16 protein-coding genes are annotated in these 15,296 nt (G+C 59.2%); 10 read left to right on the forward strand and 6 right to left on the reverse strand.

The annotated features are described in order from the left end of the window. Positions 1-142 precede the first annotated feature (142 nt). The 3 genes from POF45_RS23785 to POF45_RS23795 are packed head-to-tail and all read left to right on the forward strand — an operon-like array spanning position 143 to position 2,002. Complete coding sequence (locus POF45_RS23785) at positions 143-640, forward strand: MFS transporter (protein WP_259503111.1); 498 nt, start codon at positions 143-145, stop codon at positions 638-640. Between the two features lie 31 nt (positions 641-671). Further along, positions 672-1,448: a class II glutamine amidotransferase gene (locus POF45_RS23790; RefSeq protein ID WP_282316914.1), complete on the forward strand. Its 777-nt coding sequence runs from the start codon at positions 672-674 to the stop codon at positions 1,446-1,448. An 11-nt stretch (positions 1,449-1,459) separates the two neighbouring features. After that, the gene (locus POF45_RS23795) at positions 1,460-2,002 is read left to right on the forward strand and encodes a DUF2937 family protein (protein ID WP_259500480.1); all 543 of its coding nucleotides are present in this window, start codon (positions 1,460-1,462) and stop codon (positions 2,000-2,002) included. 102 nt (positions 2,003-2,104) lie between these two features. Here the strand turns inward: POF45_RS23795 and POF45_RS23800 are convergent, their stop codons facing one another. After that, on the reverse strand, positions 2,105-3,019 hold the full coding sequence (locus tag POF45_RS23800; RefSeq protein WP_282316915.1) for a LysR family transcriptional regulator: 915 nt from the start codon (positions 3,017-3,019) through the stop codon (positions 2,105-2,107). Between the two features lie 160 nt (positions 3,020-3,179). Here POF45_RS23800 and POF45_RS23805 point away from each other — a divergent pair, with 160 nt between their 5' ends. The 4 genes from POF45_RS23805 to POF45_RS23820 all read left to right on the forward strand — a co-directional run bounded on the left by POF45_RS23805 (position 3,180) and on the right by POF45_RS23820 (position 6,904). Continuing rightward, the gene (locus tag POF45_RS23805) at positions 3,180-4,466 is read left to right on the forward strand and encodes an MFS transporter (protein ID WP_259500492.1); all 1,287 of its coding nucleotides are present in this window, start codon (positions 3,180-3,182) and stop codon (positions 4,464-4,466) included. 61 nt (positions 4,467-4,527) lie between these two features. After that, entirely contained in the window at positions 4,528-5,280 is a 753-nt protein-coding gene (locus POF45_RS23810; RefSeq protein ID WP_259500494.1) for a 5-oxoprolinase subunit PxpA, read from the forward strand. Beyond that, on the forward strand, positions 5,277-5,981 hold the full coding sequence (locus POF45_RS23815; RefSeq protein WP_259500497.1) for a 5-oxoprolinase subunit B family protein: 705 nt from the start codon (positions 5,277-5,279) through the stop codon (positions 5,979-5,981). Before POF45_RS23810 ends, POF45_RS23815 begins: the two co-directional genes overlap by 4 nt. Beyond that, entirely contained in the window at positions 5,978-6,904 is a 927-nt protein-coding gene (locus tag POF45_RS23820; protein ID WP_259500499.1) for a 5-oxoprolinase subunit C family protein, read from the forward strand. Before POF45_RS23815 ends, POF45_RS23820 begins: the two co-directional genes overlap by 4 nt. 121 nt (positions 6,905-7,025) lie before the next feature. Here the strand turns inward: POF45_RS23820 and POF45_RS23825 are convergent, their stop codons facing one another. The 3 genes from POF45_RS23825 to POF45_RS23835 all read right to left on the reverse strand — a co-directional run bounded on the left by POF45_RS23825 (position 7,026) and on the right by POF45_RS23835 (position 10,305). Continuing rightward, positions 7,026-8,204 (reverse strand): vWA domain-containing protein, encoded by a 1,179-nt coding sequence (locus tag POF45_RS23825; protein ID WP_259500501.1) that lies wholly within the window; start codon positions 8,202-8,204, stop codon positions 7,026-7,028. Positions 8,205-8,240: 36 nt separating this feature from the next. After that, a complete protein-coding gene (locus POF45_RS23830; RefSeq protein ID WP_259500504.1) occupies positions 8,241-9,086 on the reverse strand; it encodes an AAA family ATPase in 846 nt (281 codons plus the stop codon). Between the two features lie 142 nt (positions 9,087-9,228). Further along, positions 9,229-10,305, reverse strand: coding sequence for a DUF748 domain-containing protein (locus POF45_RS23835; RefSeq protein ID WP_259500506.1), 1,077 nt, complete (start codon positions 10,303-10,305; stop codon positions 9,229-9,231). 127 nt (positions 10,306-10,432) lie between these two features. Here POF45_RS23835 and cysK point away from each other — a divergent pair, with 127 nt between their 5' ends. Together cysK and POF45_RS23845 are read left to right on the forward strand one after the other, a co-directional pair. Continuing rightward, positions 10,433-11,407, forward strand: a complete 975-nt coding sequence (gene cysK / locus POF45_RS23840; protein WP_259500509.1) for a cysteine synthase A — start codon at positions 10,433-10,435, stop codon at positions 11,405-11,407. Between the two features lie 251 nt (positions 11,408-11,658). Then, the gene (locus POF45_RS23845; protein ID WP_282316916.1) at positions 11,659-12,597 is read left to right on the forward strand and encodes an aspartyl/asparaginyl beta-hydroxylase domain-containing protein; all 939 of its coding nucleotides are present in this window, start codon (positions 11,659-11,661) and stop codon (positions 12,595-12,597) included. Between the two features lie 249 nt (positions 12,598-12,846). Here the strand turns inward: POF45_RS23845 and POF45_RS23850 are convergent, their stop codons facing one another. Then, positions 12,847-13,392, reverse strand: a complete 546-nt coding sequence (locus tag POF45_RS23850; RefSeq protein WP_282316917.1) for a hypothetical protein — start codon at positions 13,390-13,392, stop codon at positions 12,847-12,849. Positions 13,393-13,812: 420 nt separating this feature from the next. Between POF45_RS23850 and POF45_RS23855 the strand changes: the two genes are divergently transcribed. Beyond that, entirely contained in the window at positions 13,813-14,193 is a 381-nt protein-coding gene (locus POF45_RS23855) for a type 1 fimbrial protein (RefSeq protein WP_259500515.1), read from the forward strand. Positions 14,194-14,240: 47 nt separating this feature from the next. On the opposite strand, the gene POF45_RS23860 is transcribed toward POF45_RS23855, so the two are convergent. Continuing rightward, entirely contained in the window at positions 14,241-15,149 is a 909-nt protein-coding gene (locus tag POF45_RS23860) for a DMT family transporter (RefSeq protein WP_259500517.1), read from the reverse strand. Positions 15,150-15,296 lie beyond the last annotated feature (147 nt).

The raw sequence follows: 15,296 nt of genomic DNA on the forward strand, positions 1-15,296 counted from the left end.
GACAAAGAGAGGGGCCGCTTCGCGCCCCAGCGCGAGCAAGCTCCCTCGCCACGGGAAAATGTCCATCCTTGCCCAACTGGTATTGGGACAAGCCGGACGTGCGAAAAGTCGTTACTATAAGCGTCTCTTTGCCTGCCTTGCCATGGACACCATGACCGAGAACGACTATCTGATCGCTTGGGGCCTCTACGCCTTTGCCGCTTTAGGCTGCCTGTTGGTGTGGATGCGCCTGACCCGCTGGATGTGGCGCTACCTGCGCGAGCCGCTGCGCCTGCTGGTGGCGGTGCTGCTGTTCAGCCCGACCATCATCGATCCGGTGAAGGAAAAAGTCGCGCCGGCTATCGCCATTACGGCCCTGGACCTGGCCTTCAAGGTGGGTAACAACGCCTGGCGCGCCATCTCCGATCTGTTCATGTACGGCATGATCGCCTTTGGCCTGTACCTGATCTTCGTGCTGATCCGCTGGCCCATCGAGCGCGCCTCCAATGCACGCAAGGAACAGGCGGCGGCAGCCAAGGCGGCGGCGAAAGCTGCCGAACGTGATGACGATCAACCCTTCGGCGTGGCCGGCGATGATCGCTACGGTCGCCCACCGGTGCCGAACAATCCCCAGCGTTCGCGAATCGAACCGCGTTTGTAATCGGCTCCAGACTTGAAGCGAGCGTCCTTGGATGTGTGAATTATTGGGCATGAGCGCCAATGTGCCGACCGATATCGTGTTCAGCTTCACCGGGCTGATGCAGCGCGGTGGCCGCACCGGTCCGCACCGTGACGGCTGGGGCATTGCCTTCTATGAAGGCCGCGGCCTGCGACTGTTTCAGGACCCGGCGGCGAGCAGCGAGTCGGAAGTGGCGAATCTGGTGCAGCGTTATCCGATCAAGAGCGAAGTGGTGATTGGCCATATTCGCCAGGCCAACGTCGGCAAGGTCTGCCTGTCCAACACTCACCCGTTCGTCCGGGAGCTGTGGGGGCGTAACTGGTGTTTTGCGCACAACGGCCAACTCGCGGATTTCAGCCCGAGCAACAGCTTTTACCGTCCGGTCGGCGATACCGACAGCGAGGCGGCGTTCTGCGATTTGCTCAACCGGGTGCGTGCCGCTTTCCCAGAGCCGGTCGAAATCGAAGCACTGCTGCCGGATCTGGTCGCTGCCTGTGCCGAATACCGCAGCAAAGGCGTATTCAATTGCCTGCTCAGTGATGGCGATTGGCTGTTCTGCTATTGCTCGACCAAACTGGCTCAAATTACCCGGCGTGCCCCGTTCGGTCCGGCGCGCCTGAAGGACGTCGATGTGATCGTCGATTTCCAGGCCGAAACCACGCCCAACGACGTGGTCACGGTGATTGCCACTGAACCGCTGACTGAAAACGAAACCTGGACCCGCTACGAACCGGGCCAATGGAGCCTCTGGCGACGCGGCGAATGCGTCAGCCAGGGCAAGACCGAATAAGGACGCACCCCATGTTGCTCAGTTATCTACGGCTGGTGTTGTTTGCGGCGGGCCTGTTGATCGGTGTCCAGGTGCCGGGTTTCATCAACGATTACGCCAAACGGGTCGAGGCCCACCTGATCGAAGCGCAGACCGGTCTGCGTGGCTTTCAAGACACCGCCAACCAATTCTTCAAAGGCGATACTCAGGCGCTGGTGGCCCATTACCGCGAAAGCGACGACCCGGTATTTCGTAGTGACGCCGACAGCCTGAGCACCTTGCTCACCCGGCAACTGGCGCTGGATAAACAATTCCAGGCCATGCAGGGGCCGTGGTACATCCGTGTCCTGCAAGTGGCGCTGGCCGCCGACCCGGACATCCGCAAGGAAACCTGGAACGGCTACAGCTACCAGATCCTGCTGACCCCCGAAGCGATGATCTGGGGCATGAGCGGCGCGTTGTTGCTGTCGTTCGGCATCGAATGCCTGTTCCGCCTGATCGACTGGGTGGTGTTGGGCGGCAAGCGCCTGCGCCAGAGCCGGCCAATCGAAGACCGGGATGTGCGGGGGTTGTAAAAGCAGATCAAAAGATCGCAACCTGCGCAGCTCCTACAGGGTACATATTCCAAGGAACTGCCAAAGGCTGCGATCTTTGATTTTCATCTTTTGATTTGATCTTCAACGATTCAAAACGACATACGCCTCACCCACCTTGCGCCCATATCCCTCCAGCACCTGCTGACACAACGCCACAATCTCCTCGACCCACTCCACGCCCACCCGCCACGACACCACCACCTGAAGATTCGGCGGTCGTTGATCGATGCCCAGCAAGGTCAGTTCGCCTCGCGCCAGTTCCTCGGCGACCAGCACTGGTGGCAACGCGCCAATACCAAATCCGTCTCGCAGCAGCCGGGTTATCGCCGACACCGAGTTCACGCAGTTCAGTCGTGGCGTCAGCACGCCGTTGGCCTGCATCAGGCTCAGAATGTTCTGATGCGGATGGGAGTTTTTCGAGTACGTGATGATGCGCTCGCGCGCCAGGTCGGCGATGCCTGAGTACTCGCGGTTGTAGAGGGAGTTGCTGGCCACGATCCAGCCCATGGGGTGACTCGCCAGTTCCAGGCTGCGCACGCTTTCCTGGCGCAACAGGTCGGTTTGCAGGATCAGGTCGAGGAAGCCTTTTTGCAGCTGATCGCAGAGGTTGAGCGAGGTATCGGCCACCAGCTCGATTTCCACCAGCGGATAGTGATCCGTCATCTGCGCTACCAACGGGCTGAGCCAGGTGTGGATCACGGTGTCCATCACGCCGATGCGGATCCGTCCGACCTTGCTCGAACGCGTCTCGATCGACTGTTTGAGTGCCTGCATGGTGTCCATCATCTGCTCGGCATATTCGAGCACTTTCAGGCCTTCGGGCGTCAGGCTCACACCGCGAGAATCACGCAAAAACAGCTTCACGCCCAACTCACCTTCGAGCACGGCGATGCGGCTGGAAATCGATGCCTGGGTGGTGAAGAGCTTGTCTGCCGTCAGGCGAAAACTCTTGAGTCGGGCGACCCAGACAAAGGTTTCGAGAAACTTCAAATTCATGGGATCAGCTCGTGGGATAAAGTTTTCTTATGTCTGGAGCGGGGTTTTATTAGTTGGACGCAACAGGGCCGGGCGCCCAAGAATCGGCGCATCCGGTTCCCACGATAGGCGTCGTCGGGGCTTCGAACAATACCAATAAAAAACTGTACGGAGAGTTGCCATGAGTGCCCCCGACACCCTCGACACCCCCACGGCTACGGCTCGTCCGGGACCGTTCGACTGGTATCGCAATATCAATCAGCAGGAACGCCGCACCTTCTGGAGCTGCAAGATCGGCTATGGCCTGGACGGCATGGATACGCAGATGCTCAGCTTCGTGGTGCCGACCCTGATTGCCATGTGGGGCATTACCACTGGCGAAGCCGGGCTGATTCATACCAGTACGCTGATTGCCTCGGCCATCGGTGGTTGGGTGGCAGGGATTCTGTCCGATCGCATCGGCCGGGTACGCACCTTGCAATTGACGGTGCTGTGGTTCGCCTTCTTCACGTTCCTCTGCGGCTTTGCGCAAAACTATGAACAACTGCTGATCAGCCGCACCCTGATGGGCTTCGGTTTCGGTGGTGAATGGACGGCCGGCGCGGTGCTGATGGGCGAAGTGATTCGCGCCAAGGACCGTGGCAAAGCCGTGGGCATGGTGCAATCAGGCTGGGCGCTGGGTTGGGGGCTGACGGCGATTCTGTATGCGCTGCTGTTCTCGGTATTGCCGCCCGAAGACGCCTGGCGCGCGCTGTTCATTCTCGGCATCGTGCCGGCGATTTTCGTGATCTTCGTCCGTCGCCTGGTCAAGGATCCTGAGATTTACCGCGAAGCCAAGGCCAGGCAGGCACCGAGCAATCCGGCGAAGTTTTACGAGATATTCGCTCCTGGCATGCTCTTCACCACCTTTCGCGCTTCGGTGCTGACCACCGGTGCACTGGGTGGCTACTACGCGATCACCTCGTGGTTGCCGACTTTTCTGAAAAACGAACGGGGCTTGAGCGTACTCGGCACGGGCGGTTATCTGGCGATGGTGATCGTCGGTTCCTACGTCGGTTACGTCATCAGCGCGTATTTGACTGACATCCTCGGTCGCAAGAAGAACTTCATTCTGTTCGCGGTCGGCTCGTTCACCATCGTCCTGCTGTACACGCAACTGCCCGTCAGTAACGGCGTGATGCTCTGGCTGGGTTTTCCGCTGGGCTTTTTCGCCTCGGGTATTTTCAGCGGCATGGGGGCGTTTCTGACCGAGCTGTTTCCGACGCGGATTCGCGGTTCGGGCCAGGGCTTTTGCTACAACATCGGGCGCGCGTTGGCGGCATTGTTTCCGCTGCTGATCGGCCTGTTGAGTCAGACCGTGCCATTGAGTGTCGGCATCGGGGCTTTCGCGGCGGTGTCCTACGGGGTGGTGATCCTGGCGGCCCTGAGCCTGCCGGAAACCCGTGGCAAGCAACTCGAAGCCGAGTAACTGATAATCTGCGGGTAAATGCCTACAGGTATAAAAGAATAAAACTACAGGAGTGTTCACCGTGAGCCGCCTGCTATTGAACTGTGACATCGGCGAAAGCTTCGGCAGCTGGACCATGGGTCTGGACGCCGAGGTGATGCCCTTGATCGATTGCGCCAACATCGCCTGCGGTTTCCATGCCGGCGACCCGGGCATCATGCGCAAGACCGTCAGCCTGGCCCTGAGCCACGGCGTGCAAATCGGCGCGCATCCGGCCTATCAGGACCTGGTCGGTTTCGGCCGCCGTTCCATGGCTTACACTGCCCAGGAACTGCAAGACATCCTGCTTTACCAGATCGGCGCCCTCGACGGCATTTGTCGGGCTCAAGGCGGGCGCGTGAGTTACGTCAAACCCCACGGCGCGATGTACAACGACATGATGGCCAATCCGGCGCAGTTGCGTGCGGTGCTGCAGGCCGTGGCGGCCTACGACCGAAGCTTGCCGCTGATGCTGATGGCCACCCGCGACAACAGCGCCGCCCAGCAATTGGGCGATGAGTACGGCGTGACTTTGTGGTTCGAGGCCTTCGCCGATCGCGCCTACGACAGCGTCGGAAAACTGGTCTCGCGACAACTGCCGGGCGCCGTGCATCACGATCCCGAGAAAATCATCGACCAGGCCCTGACCATTGCTCGCGGCGGCAACCTCACCGCCAGCGACGGCAGCGCTTTGCACCTGCAAGCCAACACCTTGTGCGTGCACGGCGACAACGCCGCTTCGGTGGCCGCCGTGCGGCGGATTCGCGAGGCGTTGCAACAGCAGAGTGCGTCATGAAATTACGGGTCGAAGTGGTGGCGCTCGATTGCCTGATGGTGCGTCTGTTTGACGAGATCAGCGAGACCAACATGCCTTGGATGCTGGCAGCCAGTGACAATCTGCACACTGCGTTCGCCGGGCATCTCATCGATCTGGTGCCGTCTTATACGACGCTGATGGTGCATTACGATTTGACCGCGTTGAGCCCGTCTCAGGCTCGGGAATTGATCGCGCAAGCGTTGATCGACCTGTCGCCCAACGCCCGCAGCAGCGGTCAACGGCATGTGCTGCCAGTCTGGTATGACCTGAGCGTCGGTCCCGAGTTGAGCCTGTTGTCGCAACGCAGCGGGTTGGCAATTGATGAGGTGATCCGTCGTCATGGCGGACGTGAGTATCAGGTGTTTGCTTTGGGCTTCGCGCCGGGTTTTGCCTTTATGGGACTGGTTGAGGAAGTGCTCGCTGCGCCACGCCTGAACACCCCGCGCAAGAAAGTCGCCGCCGGCAGCGTCGGTATTGCCGAACGGCAAACGGCCGCCTACCCGGTGGTTTCTCCCGGAGGCTGGAACCTGATCGGCCGCACCCCGGCCAGACTGTTCGACCGCGAGCGCGACGGCTATAGCCTCATGCAACCGGGCGACACCGTACGCTTCGAAGCCGTCAGCCATGCCGAGTTCATCAACCTGGGCGGCGACGACACGCCGCTGGAGGCTCTGGCATGAGCCGACTGTTGATTGAGGCGAGTACGCCGTTGTGCCTGTTGCAGGACGCTGGTCGTTTTGGCGTGCGGCATTTGGGCGTGACCCAGGGTGGCGCGCTGGATTGGCGCTCGATGTCATGGGCCAATTGGCTATTGGGTAACGGGCTGGATGCCCCGGTAATTGAAATCACCCTCGGTGGCTTCAGCGTGGTGGCCGAGGACGATTGTCTGCTGGCGCTGGCCGGCGCGGATCTCGGGGCGCAGGTTGACGGACAGGCGTTGCTGCCGTGGCGCAGTTTCAAGCTGCACAAAGGCCAGCGTTTGCAATTCACTCAGCCGCTACTGGGCGCCCGGGCTTATCTCGCTGCACCGGGCGGCTTTGATGCGCCGAAAGTGTTGGGCAGCCGGGCCACGGTGGTACGTGAGGAGCTGGGTGGTCTGGATGGCCTGGGCAGGGCGTTGGCCAAAGGTGCTGCATTAGGTTACAGCACCGAGGCGCCGCTGCTGGTGCGTGAGTTGCCGGGAGAAAAGGTGCCGGATTTCAAGCTCGATGCTCCGCTGGACCTGGTGCTCGGTGCGCAGGTTGGCGAGTTCAGCGGGCAGAGCCTGTTTGATGTGTTCAACAGTGCCTGGACGCTGGACAGTCGGGGTGACCGGATGGGCATTCGGCTGTTGGGTACGGCGTTGCAGTATCAGGGCAAACCGATGATTTCCGAGGGCATCCCGTTGGGCGCGGTGCAGGTGCCGCCGGACGGGCAGCCGATTGTGCTGCTCAATGACCGGCAGACCATTGGCGGTTATCCGCGATTGGGGGCGTTGACGCCGTTGGCGTTGGCGCGATTGGCGCAGTGTCTGCCGGGAGAGCGGGTGCGGTTGCGGCCGGTGGTGCAGGAGGTGGCGTACCGCGAGCACATCGAGTATTTGCGGCGTTTTGTGAACCACTAAAAAGCATCGCGGGCAAGCCTGGCTCCCACAGGGTATGAGGTGGCTCACATACGTTGTGAACGACGCCAATCCCTATGGGAGCCGGGCTTGCCCGCGATGAGGACTTTAAGGGCTGCGAAAATTACTTGGACAAAAACCGCATCCCTTCCTCAAGCCCGCGCAGTGTCAGCGGGTACATCTGGTCTTCGATCAAATCACGCACGATATTGGTCGACGAGGTATAGCCCCAAGTGTCTTTCGGGTACGGGTTGATCCAGATGAGCTTCTTGTATTTCTCCATGAAGCGCTGCATCCACAGATAACCCGGCTCCTCGTTCCAGTGCTCGACACTGCCGCCCGCCTGGGTGATTTCATAAGGCGCCATCGCGGCATCGCCGATGAAGATCACTTTGTAGTCGGCGCCATACTTGTGCAGCAGGTCCTGGGTGGAGAAGCGCTCGGAAGTGCGGCGCATGTTGTTCTTCCACACCGATTCATAAATGAAGTTGTGGAAGTAGAAGTACTCCAGATGCTTGAACTCGGTCTTGCAGGCCGAGAACAGTTCCTCGCAGATCTTCACGTGGGCGTCCATCGAACCGCCGATGTCGAACAACAGCAACAGCTTGACGGTGTTGCGCCGCTCCGGGCGCATCTGGATGTTCAGCAATCCGGCATCGCGTGCGGTGTGGTCGATGGTGCCGTCGATGTCCAGCTCTTCCGCCGCCCCCTGGCGGGCGAATTTACGCAGGCGGCGCAGGGCGACCTTGATGTTGCGCGTGCCCAGTTCCACCGAATCGTCGAGGTTCTTGTACTCGCGTTGATCCCAGACCTTGACCGCTTTGCCCTGACGCTTGCCGGCATCGCCGACCCGAATGCCTTCCGGGTTGAAACCGCCTGAGCCAAACGGGCTGGTGCCACCGGTACCGATCCACTTGTTGCCGCCGGCATGGCGTTCTTTCTGTTCTTCGAGGCGTTTCTTGAATTCTTCGATCAGCTTGTCCAGACCGCCAAGGGACTGGATCTGCGCCCGCTCTTCATCGGTCAGCGAGCGCTCGAATTCCTTGCGCAACCAGTCTTCGGGAATCAAGGCCTGAAGGTGATCGTCGAGTTTTTCCAGGCCATTGAAGTAGGCGCCGAAGGCCCGGTCGAACTTGTCGAAATGCTTTTCGTCCTTTACCAGGATCGTCCGGGACAAGTAATAAAACTCGTCCATGTCGGCGAACACAACGCGCTGTTTCAGCGCGTTGATCAGGTCCAGCAGCTCACGCACCGAGACCGGCACCTTGGCGGCGCGCATTTCATTGAACAGATTGAGCAGCATGGCAATCGCCCCCGCTTTTGTTGAAAAAAGCGCTGCTTAGCGAGTGCCGCGACGGCTCATGAACGCCAGGCGCTCAAGCAATTGCACGTCCTGTTCGTTCTTCACCAGGGCGCCGGCCAGCGGCGGGATGGCCTTGGTCGGATCGCGCTCGCGCAGTACCGCTTCGCCGATATTGTCGGCCATCAGCAGCTTCAGCCAGTCCACCAGTTCGGAGGTCGATGGCTTTTTCTTCAGGCCCGGCACCTTGCGCACGTCGAAGAACACGTCCAGCGCTTCGCTGACCAGGTCTTTCTTGATGTCGGGGTAGTGCACGTCGACGATTCGCTGCATCGTGACGCGATCCGGGAAGGCGATGTAGTGGAAGAAGCAGCGACGCAGGAAGGCGTCCGGCAGCTCTTTCTCGTTGTTGGAGGTAATGATGATGATCGGGCGTTTCCTGGCCTTGATCGTCTCGTCGATCTCGTAGACGTAGAACTCCATCTTGTCGAGTTCTTGCAGCAGGTCGTTCGGGAACTCGATGTCGGCCTTGTCGATCTCGTCGATCAGCAGGATCACCCGCTCTTCGGCCTCGAACGCTTCCCAGAGCTTGCCCTTTTTCAGGTAGTTGCGAACGTCGTGGACTTTCTCGGTGCCCAGTTGCGAGTCGCGCAGGCGGCTGACCGCATCGTATTCGTACAGGCCCTGATGCGCCTTGGTGGTGGACTTGATGTGCCAGGTGATCAGCCTGGCGCCGAAGGACTCGGCCAGTTGCTCGGCGAGCATGGTCTTGCCCGTGCCCGGCTCGCCCTTGACCAGCAGTGGACGCTCCAGGGTGATGGCGGCGTTGACCGCCAGCTTCAGGTCATCGGTGGCAACGTAGGCCTGGGTGCCTTCGAACTTCATCTGCTAATCCTCGAACGGTAACGCCGACCTGAACGGGCAGGGCGGGGCGCAATAAATGTAATGCCTGACTATAACGCGCAGGCCGGTCGACTGTGAACGCAGACGGTGTATTCAGTCTCTGAATGGGGCGTCACATGGTGACTCAGTTCTCTGTCGGCTTGGGCTGCTCGTACCGGGCGTTGAATGCCTGAATGAAGCCATTGCGCAAAATCTGCAAAAACGCCTGGAACGCGCTGATATCCTGCTGATGCACGTTGCCGCTCAGTTCCACTCGGGTGGCGAACTGGTTTTTACGCTGGTTCTTCAGCACGGTTTCAGTGCCACCGACAATGGCTTCCCAGACGGAGCGCAAGATGCTTTTGTTCTTGTTCTCCACGTCTTGCTGCCAATTGAATATTTCGACGTCGCGCAGCAAGGGCTTGATGTAACCGGTGAGCTGGCCTTTCTTCGCCTGGGCTTCGATCACCACGTCGCCGTGGCCGGCGTTGAAGTCGAACTTGCCGTAGGCCGAGGCAAAGTCGTTCAGGCTTTTGAGTTCGATGTCCTTGGCTCGCAGGCGGAACTCGAAGTCTTCGAAATTGCTCAGCGGGTCGAAGGTGGCACTGGTTTCCAGCGGTGCATGCCCAAGCAACAGGGCCTTGCCGTCGAAGCGGGCGTCGCGTTTGCCTTTTGTGTCGACGACATTGGTCAGGTTGTACAGGTTGGCATTGACCTGAGTGGCGTTCATGTTGACCGGTGGCTGCGAGTTGAAGTTACGGAAACTGATCTTGCCATCGTTGATCCGCACTTCATTGAGGGTGATCGGCAGCAGTTTGCCCAACTGCGCGCGCCAGTCGGTACCGCGACCGGTCTGGGAGTTCTGCTTGTTGGCGCCGCCGTCGACGAAGTTCAGTTCGGGGCGATCGAACTGCACCTGGGCCACCACGGCGTGGTCGTACCACAGGGAATGCCAACTCACCGAGAGGTCGATCAGCGGTGCATTGACGAAGGGTACTGGCACCTTGCCGTCGACTTTGACGATCTTCAGCCCGTTGATCTTGTAGGCGCCGCGCCACAGGGCCAGGTCCACATCGGTGATCTGGCCACGGTAGTCGCCCATGTCAGCCAGTTTGTCGTTGAGATAGTTGCGCACGACGTAGGGCAGGGCGATGTGTACGGCAATCAGCAGCACAACGAGGCCGGCAAGGGTCCACAGGGGCCAACTGTATCGACGCTTCATGATGGCAATTCTCTGGCAGTGTAAAACCATTGACTGCTGTCACATCCGGTCGTTCGCCTGAACTGGACGACCATCGGCAACAGGCATACCTTGGAAAACTTATTCAACGCTGCATAAGGACCCAGCCATGAGCCGCATTTACGCTGACAACGCCCATTCCATCGGCAACACACCGCTGGTGCAGATCAACCGCATCGCCCCCCGGGGCGTGACTATCCTGGCCAAGATCGAGGGGCGCAACCCCGGTTACTCGGTCAAGTGCCGGATCGGTGCGAACATGATCTGGGACGCCGAAAGCACTGGAAAACTCAAGCCGGGCATGACCATTGTCGAGCCAACTTCGGGCAATACCGGCATCGGCCTGGCCTTTGTGGCGGCGGCGCGTGGTTACAAGCTGATGCTGACCATGCCGGCATCCATGAGCATGGAACGGCGCAAGGTACTCAAGGCGTTGGGTGCCGAGCTGGTACTGACCGAGCCGGCCAAAGGCATGAAAGGCGCAATCGAGAAAGCCGCCGAAATCCTCGCCAGCGACCCGGCCAAGTACTTCATGCCGGCGCAGTTCGAAAACCCGGCCAACCCGGCTATTCATGAAAAGACCACTGGCCCGGAAATCTGGAACGACACCGACGGCGCGGTCGATGTGCTGGTGGCGGGCGTCGGCACCGGCGGCACCATTACCGGCATTTCGCGCTATATCAAGAATACCCAGGGCAAACCGATTATCTCGGTGGCTGTAGAGCCCGTGGTATCGCCGGTGATCACCCAGGCCATGGCGGGTGAAGAGATCAAGCCAAGCCCGCACAAGATCCAGGGCATTGGCGCCGGGTTTGTGCCGAAGAACCTTGATCTGTCGATGGTGGACCGCGTCGAGCTGGTCAGCGATGACGAATCCAAGGCCATGGCCCTGCGCTTGATGCAGGAAGAAGGGATTTTGTGCGGCATTTCCTGCGGCGCGGCGATGGCGGTGGCAGTGCGACTGGCCGAGACTCCGGAAATGCAGGGAAAGACCATCGTGGTGATTTTGCCGGACTCCGGTGAGCGCTACCTGTCGAGCATGCTGTTCAGTGATCTGTTTACCGAAAAGGAAAACCAGCAGTAACAAGCTGACCCTGTGTGTTGTGTTGGGGCGAGCTTGCTCGCCACAGAGGCTGACTGGCCATTGGCGGTTGCCTTGATTCAGATCAGCCTCCATTCAGACGCCTTATGTTAATAAGTGCTTTATTGCGCAATCCTTAACGCTGAATGTTCAGTCATGCGGGTTTTTCCCAACGTCGGTAGTGGTTATCATGGCCGGCTACCACGCTGGGTTAAACGCGTTGCGCAGCGTTGCCTATTTTCAAGGAGTCGTTGATGACCTTTTCGTTTGCCGCCAAGGCGCTGGTGCTATTGCTCTTTGTGGGCAGCACCCTCTATGTGCATTTGCGCGGCAAGGCGCGTTTGCCGGTGCTGCGTCAGTTCGTCAACCACTCGGCGTTGTTCGCGCCTTATAACGCGTTGATGTACGTGTTCTCCGGCGTGCCGTCCAAACCTTATCTGGATCGCAGCAAGTTCCCTGAACTGGATGTCCTCAGGGACAACTGGGAAGTGATCCGCGACGAAGCCATGCACCTGTTCGACGAGGGTTATATACGCGCTGCCGAAAAGAACAACGACGCCGGCTTCGGTTCGTTTTTCAAGAAGGGCTGGAAGCGTTTCTACCTCAAGTGGTACGACAAGCCCTTGCCATCGGCTGAAGCCCTGTGCCCGAAAACCGTGGCCCTGGTCAGCAGCATCCCCAACGTCAAAGGCGCGATGTTTGCACTGTTGCCAGGCGGTAGCCACCTCAACCCGCACCGCGATCCGTTTGCCGGTTCGCTGCGTTATCACCTGGGGCTGTCCACGCCGAACTCCGACGATTGCCGCATCTTTGTCGACGGTCAGGTTTACGCCTGGCGCGATGGCGAAGACGTGATGTTCGACGAGACCTATGTGCACTGGGTCAAGAACGAAACCGAAAAGACCCGGGTCATTCTGTTCTGTGACATCGAGCGTCCGCTGAGCAACCGCATCATGACCCGCATCAACCGCTGGGTCAGTGGCTTGCTGGGCCGCGCTACCGCACCGCAGAATCTGGACGACGAACGCGTCGGCGGAATCAACCAGGCGTATGCCTGGAGCAAGAACTTCAGTGACAAGTTCAGCGGCGTGGTCAAACAGTGGAAACGTCGTCACCCCAAGGCTTATCGCGTGATGCGCCCGGTACTCGCCGTGGTGGTGCTGACGTTGTTGGGGTACTGGTTGTTCGGATAAGCCGTCAGCAATAAAAAACCGCTCCTGGTGAGCGGTTTTTTTTGCCTGCGTTTTAGGGGCGCCCGGCGAGCAAGTCAGGCTCTTCGCCTTCAACGCCTGTAATGAGTACCTGTAGAAAGCGACGCTGATTCGAGGACAGTTCCTTGGTAACAGGCTTCTTCTGTGCTTCGTTTGATCTTTTCTTCGTGGAGGACGGTCTCATCACTTTGCGCATATTTCCCCCGGTGTTGATCATTATTTGAACACTTTTCACGATACTAGACTCTCCACCACAATGACAAGTCGGCCTTTGGAGTCGAACTCAAAGCCGAGCTGTTGATAAATAGAAATGGCGCCCTCCAACGGCTCCTGAACTTCGATGTATTGACTGCCGATGATCTGGGCGTACTGGTCAATGGCAATCATCGCCAGTGTTGCGATACGACTTTTCAACGGATGGGCCTCACCTGGACGTCCTTCCAGCCGTACGATGCGCAGTCGTTGTCGGCTGTTGTTCGGGTTGGCAAAGCACAGTCCACATAGCGCTTCGTCGAACCAGATGGCAATGTCCAGAGCCAGGGGTTCCTTCGCTTTCCATTCAACGACCTCATTCCATGAAAAGTGGGCATCTTCCCATTGCTCATAAGCGTCCAGTGCCTGTGCGTCGATCGCTTCGAAACGAACCCGTGACAGATCAAGGCCCACTGGCCCGGTCTGTTCCTGTTCATCAGGCAGACGGGCAAGGGTTGTACTGGCAAGTTTTCTGGCCATTGAGCGATATAACTGATACCGAAGATAAGTCCGTTCCCTGGGCATTTGATCTCGTGCATTCCATGTCCCCGACAGTGGGCATTTGCATTTCGACCCACGTTAAATGACGGTGCACGGGCTGTCGTTACTGGCCTTTTGTCCAAGTCGTTGCAATCAGTGTCGAGTGCTGGTTGTGGTCGGCGCAGGTGTGTTCCACACCTTCAAGAAGATCAGCCAATGCCTGCTCCCTCTCAACGCGCTAGTCGTCTCAGCGGTCAACGCTGGCAGGGTGCCGTGCGGCGATCAGCCGCCTGTGCAGATCGGTCATTACCCCCTCTCTTGTTCGTAGCACGCCGGTGTACGCGGTTTTCATCCATCAACGAAAGCCGCTTTTTTTTGGCTCGCATGCAACATGTTTGCGCAGAGACCTCAAGTTATCGTCCAGACTTGTCGACATCGTCCTTACATACCTGAGGAGCGCTCAACATGTTCGGTAAGCATCTGTCGGTCGGGATCAGTCTGTTCTTCGCAGTGAGCGGTGCTTGCCTGGCGGCCACGCCAGCGGGTCAGGGTGTCATTCGATTTCAGGGCAGCATCGTCGAGCCCGGTTGTACATCGCATGTGGGGGCGAATTCGACCGTTGAACTCAACGGCTGCCCGACCTCGGCGCGGGGCAGCGCCAGCAATGCCGTCGGCGTCGAGCCGGTGCGCTCGGTCACGGCACTCGATCATTCACGGGTGGACGTGAAACTGGTGAGCGAAAGCAGCAAGGATGGGCGGTATTACGATCGGCAATACGCGTTGGTTGACGGTGCTGGCAAGCCGTTGAAATCCGGGAGTTACCTGATTACGCTGACGGCGCCCTGATTCGGTGAGCCAAGATGCAAAACCTGTGGGAGCAGTGTTCCTTCGTCTTACTGCTCCGCCATTTTCAGCGGCTTCACCACGGCCGGCTTCAACACCAGCCACAACGCCGCGCCAATCAGCACCCCGCCATAAATGTGCGCCATCGACAGCGGCTCATCGAGAAACAGTGCGCCCCACAACACGCCAAACGGCGGGATCATGAAGGTCACGGTCATCGATTTCACCGGGCCAATCGAGCTGAGCAAGCGGAAGTACAGAATGTACGCAAACGCCGTGCACGCCAGGCCCAAGCCCAACAGCGACAACCACACACTCCAGCCGCCCCAGCTCGCCGGTGGCTGGCTGATCACGCTGTAACCGAACAGCGGCAGCAGGAACAGGGTTGCGCCGAGCATGCTGCCCAGTGCCGACAAGCGGCTGTCGAGGCCGCCTGCCTGATCCAGCCAGCGGCGGGCCAGGAAACCGGCAAAGCCGTAACAGGTGGTCGCGAGCAGGCAAGCCACGGCGCCCATCAGCAATTGCATGTCGAACGCCACCGGGCCGGCACGGGTCAGGATGCCGACGCCGAACAGGCCGAGAAACACGCCGCCGAGTTTGGCGGTGGTCAGTTTTTCGTGGAAGAACAGCCCGCCGATCAGCACGCCCATCAAGGGCGTCGTCGCGTTGAAAATCGCCGAATAACCGGCTGGCAGCACTTGCGCGGCAACCGAATAGAGGGTCGCCGGAATTCCGGAGTTGATCACCCCGAGCAGCATCACGGTCTTGAGTTTGCCTTTGAAATCCCAGCTGATACGCATCAGCCCCAGGATCACCAGCAAACCGGTCGCCGCAATCGATACCCGGAAAAACGCCGTGGGAAGGGTGCCGATCACCGGCGCAATGATGCGCATGAACAGGAAGCTCGCCCCCCAGATCGCCGCCAGCGACAGTAAACGGAAAATATCGACAGGGCTCACGGTGCACTCCTTCCTTTTTGGGGACGAGAGTGTTGCCGAGAGCCTCGGCGATGGCAACCGCAATTCACACGAAGGCGGTGGGTGTTCACTGAGGGCTGAAAATTACGCTTCTCCTGCACCCGCTTCACTGGCTAAGCTCAGGCTTCC

It is taken from the genome of Pseudomonas fungipugnans, assembly GCF_029955235.1.
Classification (GTDB): Bacteria; Pseudomonadota; Gammaproteobacteria; order Pseudomonadales; family Pseudomonadaceae; genus Aquipseudomonas; species Aquipseudomonas fungipugnans.

What these genes read in the sequence shown, in the direction of transcription:
- POF45_RS23855 (WP_259500515.1), top strand. Translation starts at nt 13,813, where the DNA reads ATGTTCGGTAAGCATCTGTCGGTCGGGATCAGTCTGTTCTTCGCAGTG.
- POF45_RS23830 (WP_259500504.1), bottom strand. Translation starts at nt 9,086, where the DNA reads ATGAAGTTCGAAGGCACCCAGGCCTACGTTGCCACCGATGACCTGAAG.
- cysK (WP_259500509.1), top strand. Translation starts at nt 10,433, where the DNA reads ATGAGCCGCATTTACGCTGACAACGCCCATTCCATCGGCAACACACCG.
- POF45_RS23820 (WP_259500499.1), top strand. Translation starts at nt 5,978, where the DNA reads ATGAGCCGACTGTTGATTGAGGCGAGTACGCCGTTGTGCCTGTTGCAG.
- POF45_RS23790 (WP_282316914.1), top strand. Translation starts at nt 672, where the DNA reads ATGTGTGAATTATTGGGCATGAGCGCCAATGTGCCGACCGATATCGTG.
- POF45_RS23800 (WP_282316915.1), bottom strand. Translation starts at nt 3,019, where the DNA reads ATGAATTTGAAGTTTCTCGAAACCTTTGTCTGGGTCGCCCGACTCAAG.
- POF45_RS23795 (WP_259500480.1), top strand. Translation starts at nt 1,460, where the DNA reads ATGTTGCTCAGTTATCTACGGCTGGTGTTGTTTGCGGCGGGCCTGTTG.
- POF45_RS23815 (WP_259500497.1), top strand. Translation starts at nt 5,277, where the DNA reads ATGAAATTACGGGTCGAAGTGGTGGCGCTCGATTGCCTGATGGTGCGT.
- POF45_RS23825 (WP_259500501.1), bottom strand. Translation starts at nt 8,204, where the DNA reads ATGCTGCTCAATCTGTTCAATGAAATGCGCGCCGCCAAGGTGCCGGTC.
- POF45_RS23835 (WP_259500506.1), bottom strand. Translation starts at nt 10,305, where the DNA reads ATGAAGCGTCGATACAGTTGGCCCCTGTGGACCCTTGCCGGCCTCGTT.
- POF45_RS23850 (WP_282316917.1), bottom strand. Translation starts at nt 13,392, where the DNA reads ATGCCCAGGGAACGGACTTATCTTCGGTATCAGTTATATCGCTCAATG.
- POF45_RS23785 (WP_259503111.1), top strand. Translation starts at nt 143, where the DNA reads ATGGACACCATGACCGAGAACGACTATCTGATCGCTTGGGGCCTCTAC.
- POF45_RS23805 (WP_259500492.1), top strand. Translation starts at nt 3,180, where the DNA reads ATGAGTGCCCCCGACACCCTCGACACCCCCACGGCTACGGCTCGTCCG.
- POF45_RS23845 (WP_282316916.1), top strand. Translation starts at nt 11,659, where the DNA reads ATGACCTTTTCGTTTGCCGCCAAGGCGCTGGTGCTATTGCTCTTTGTG.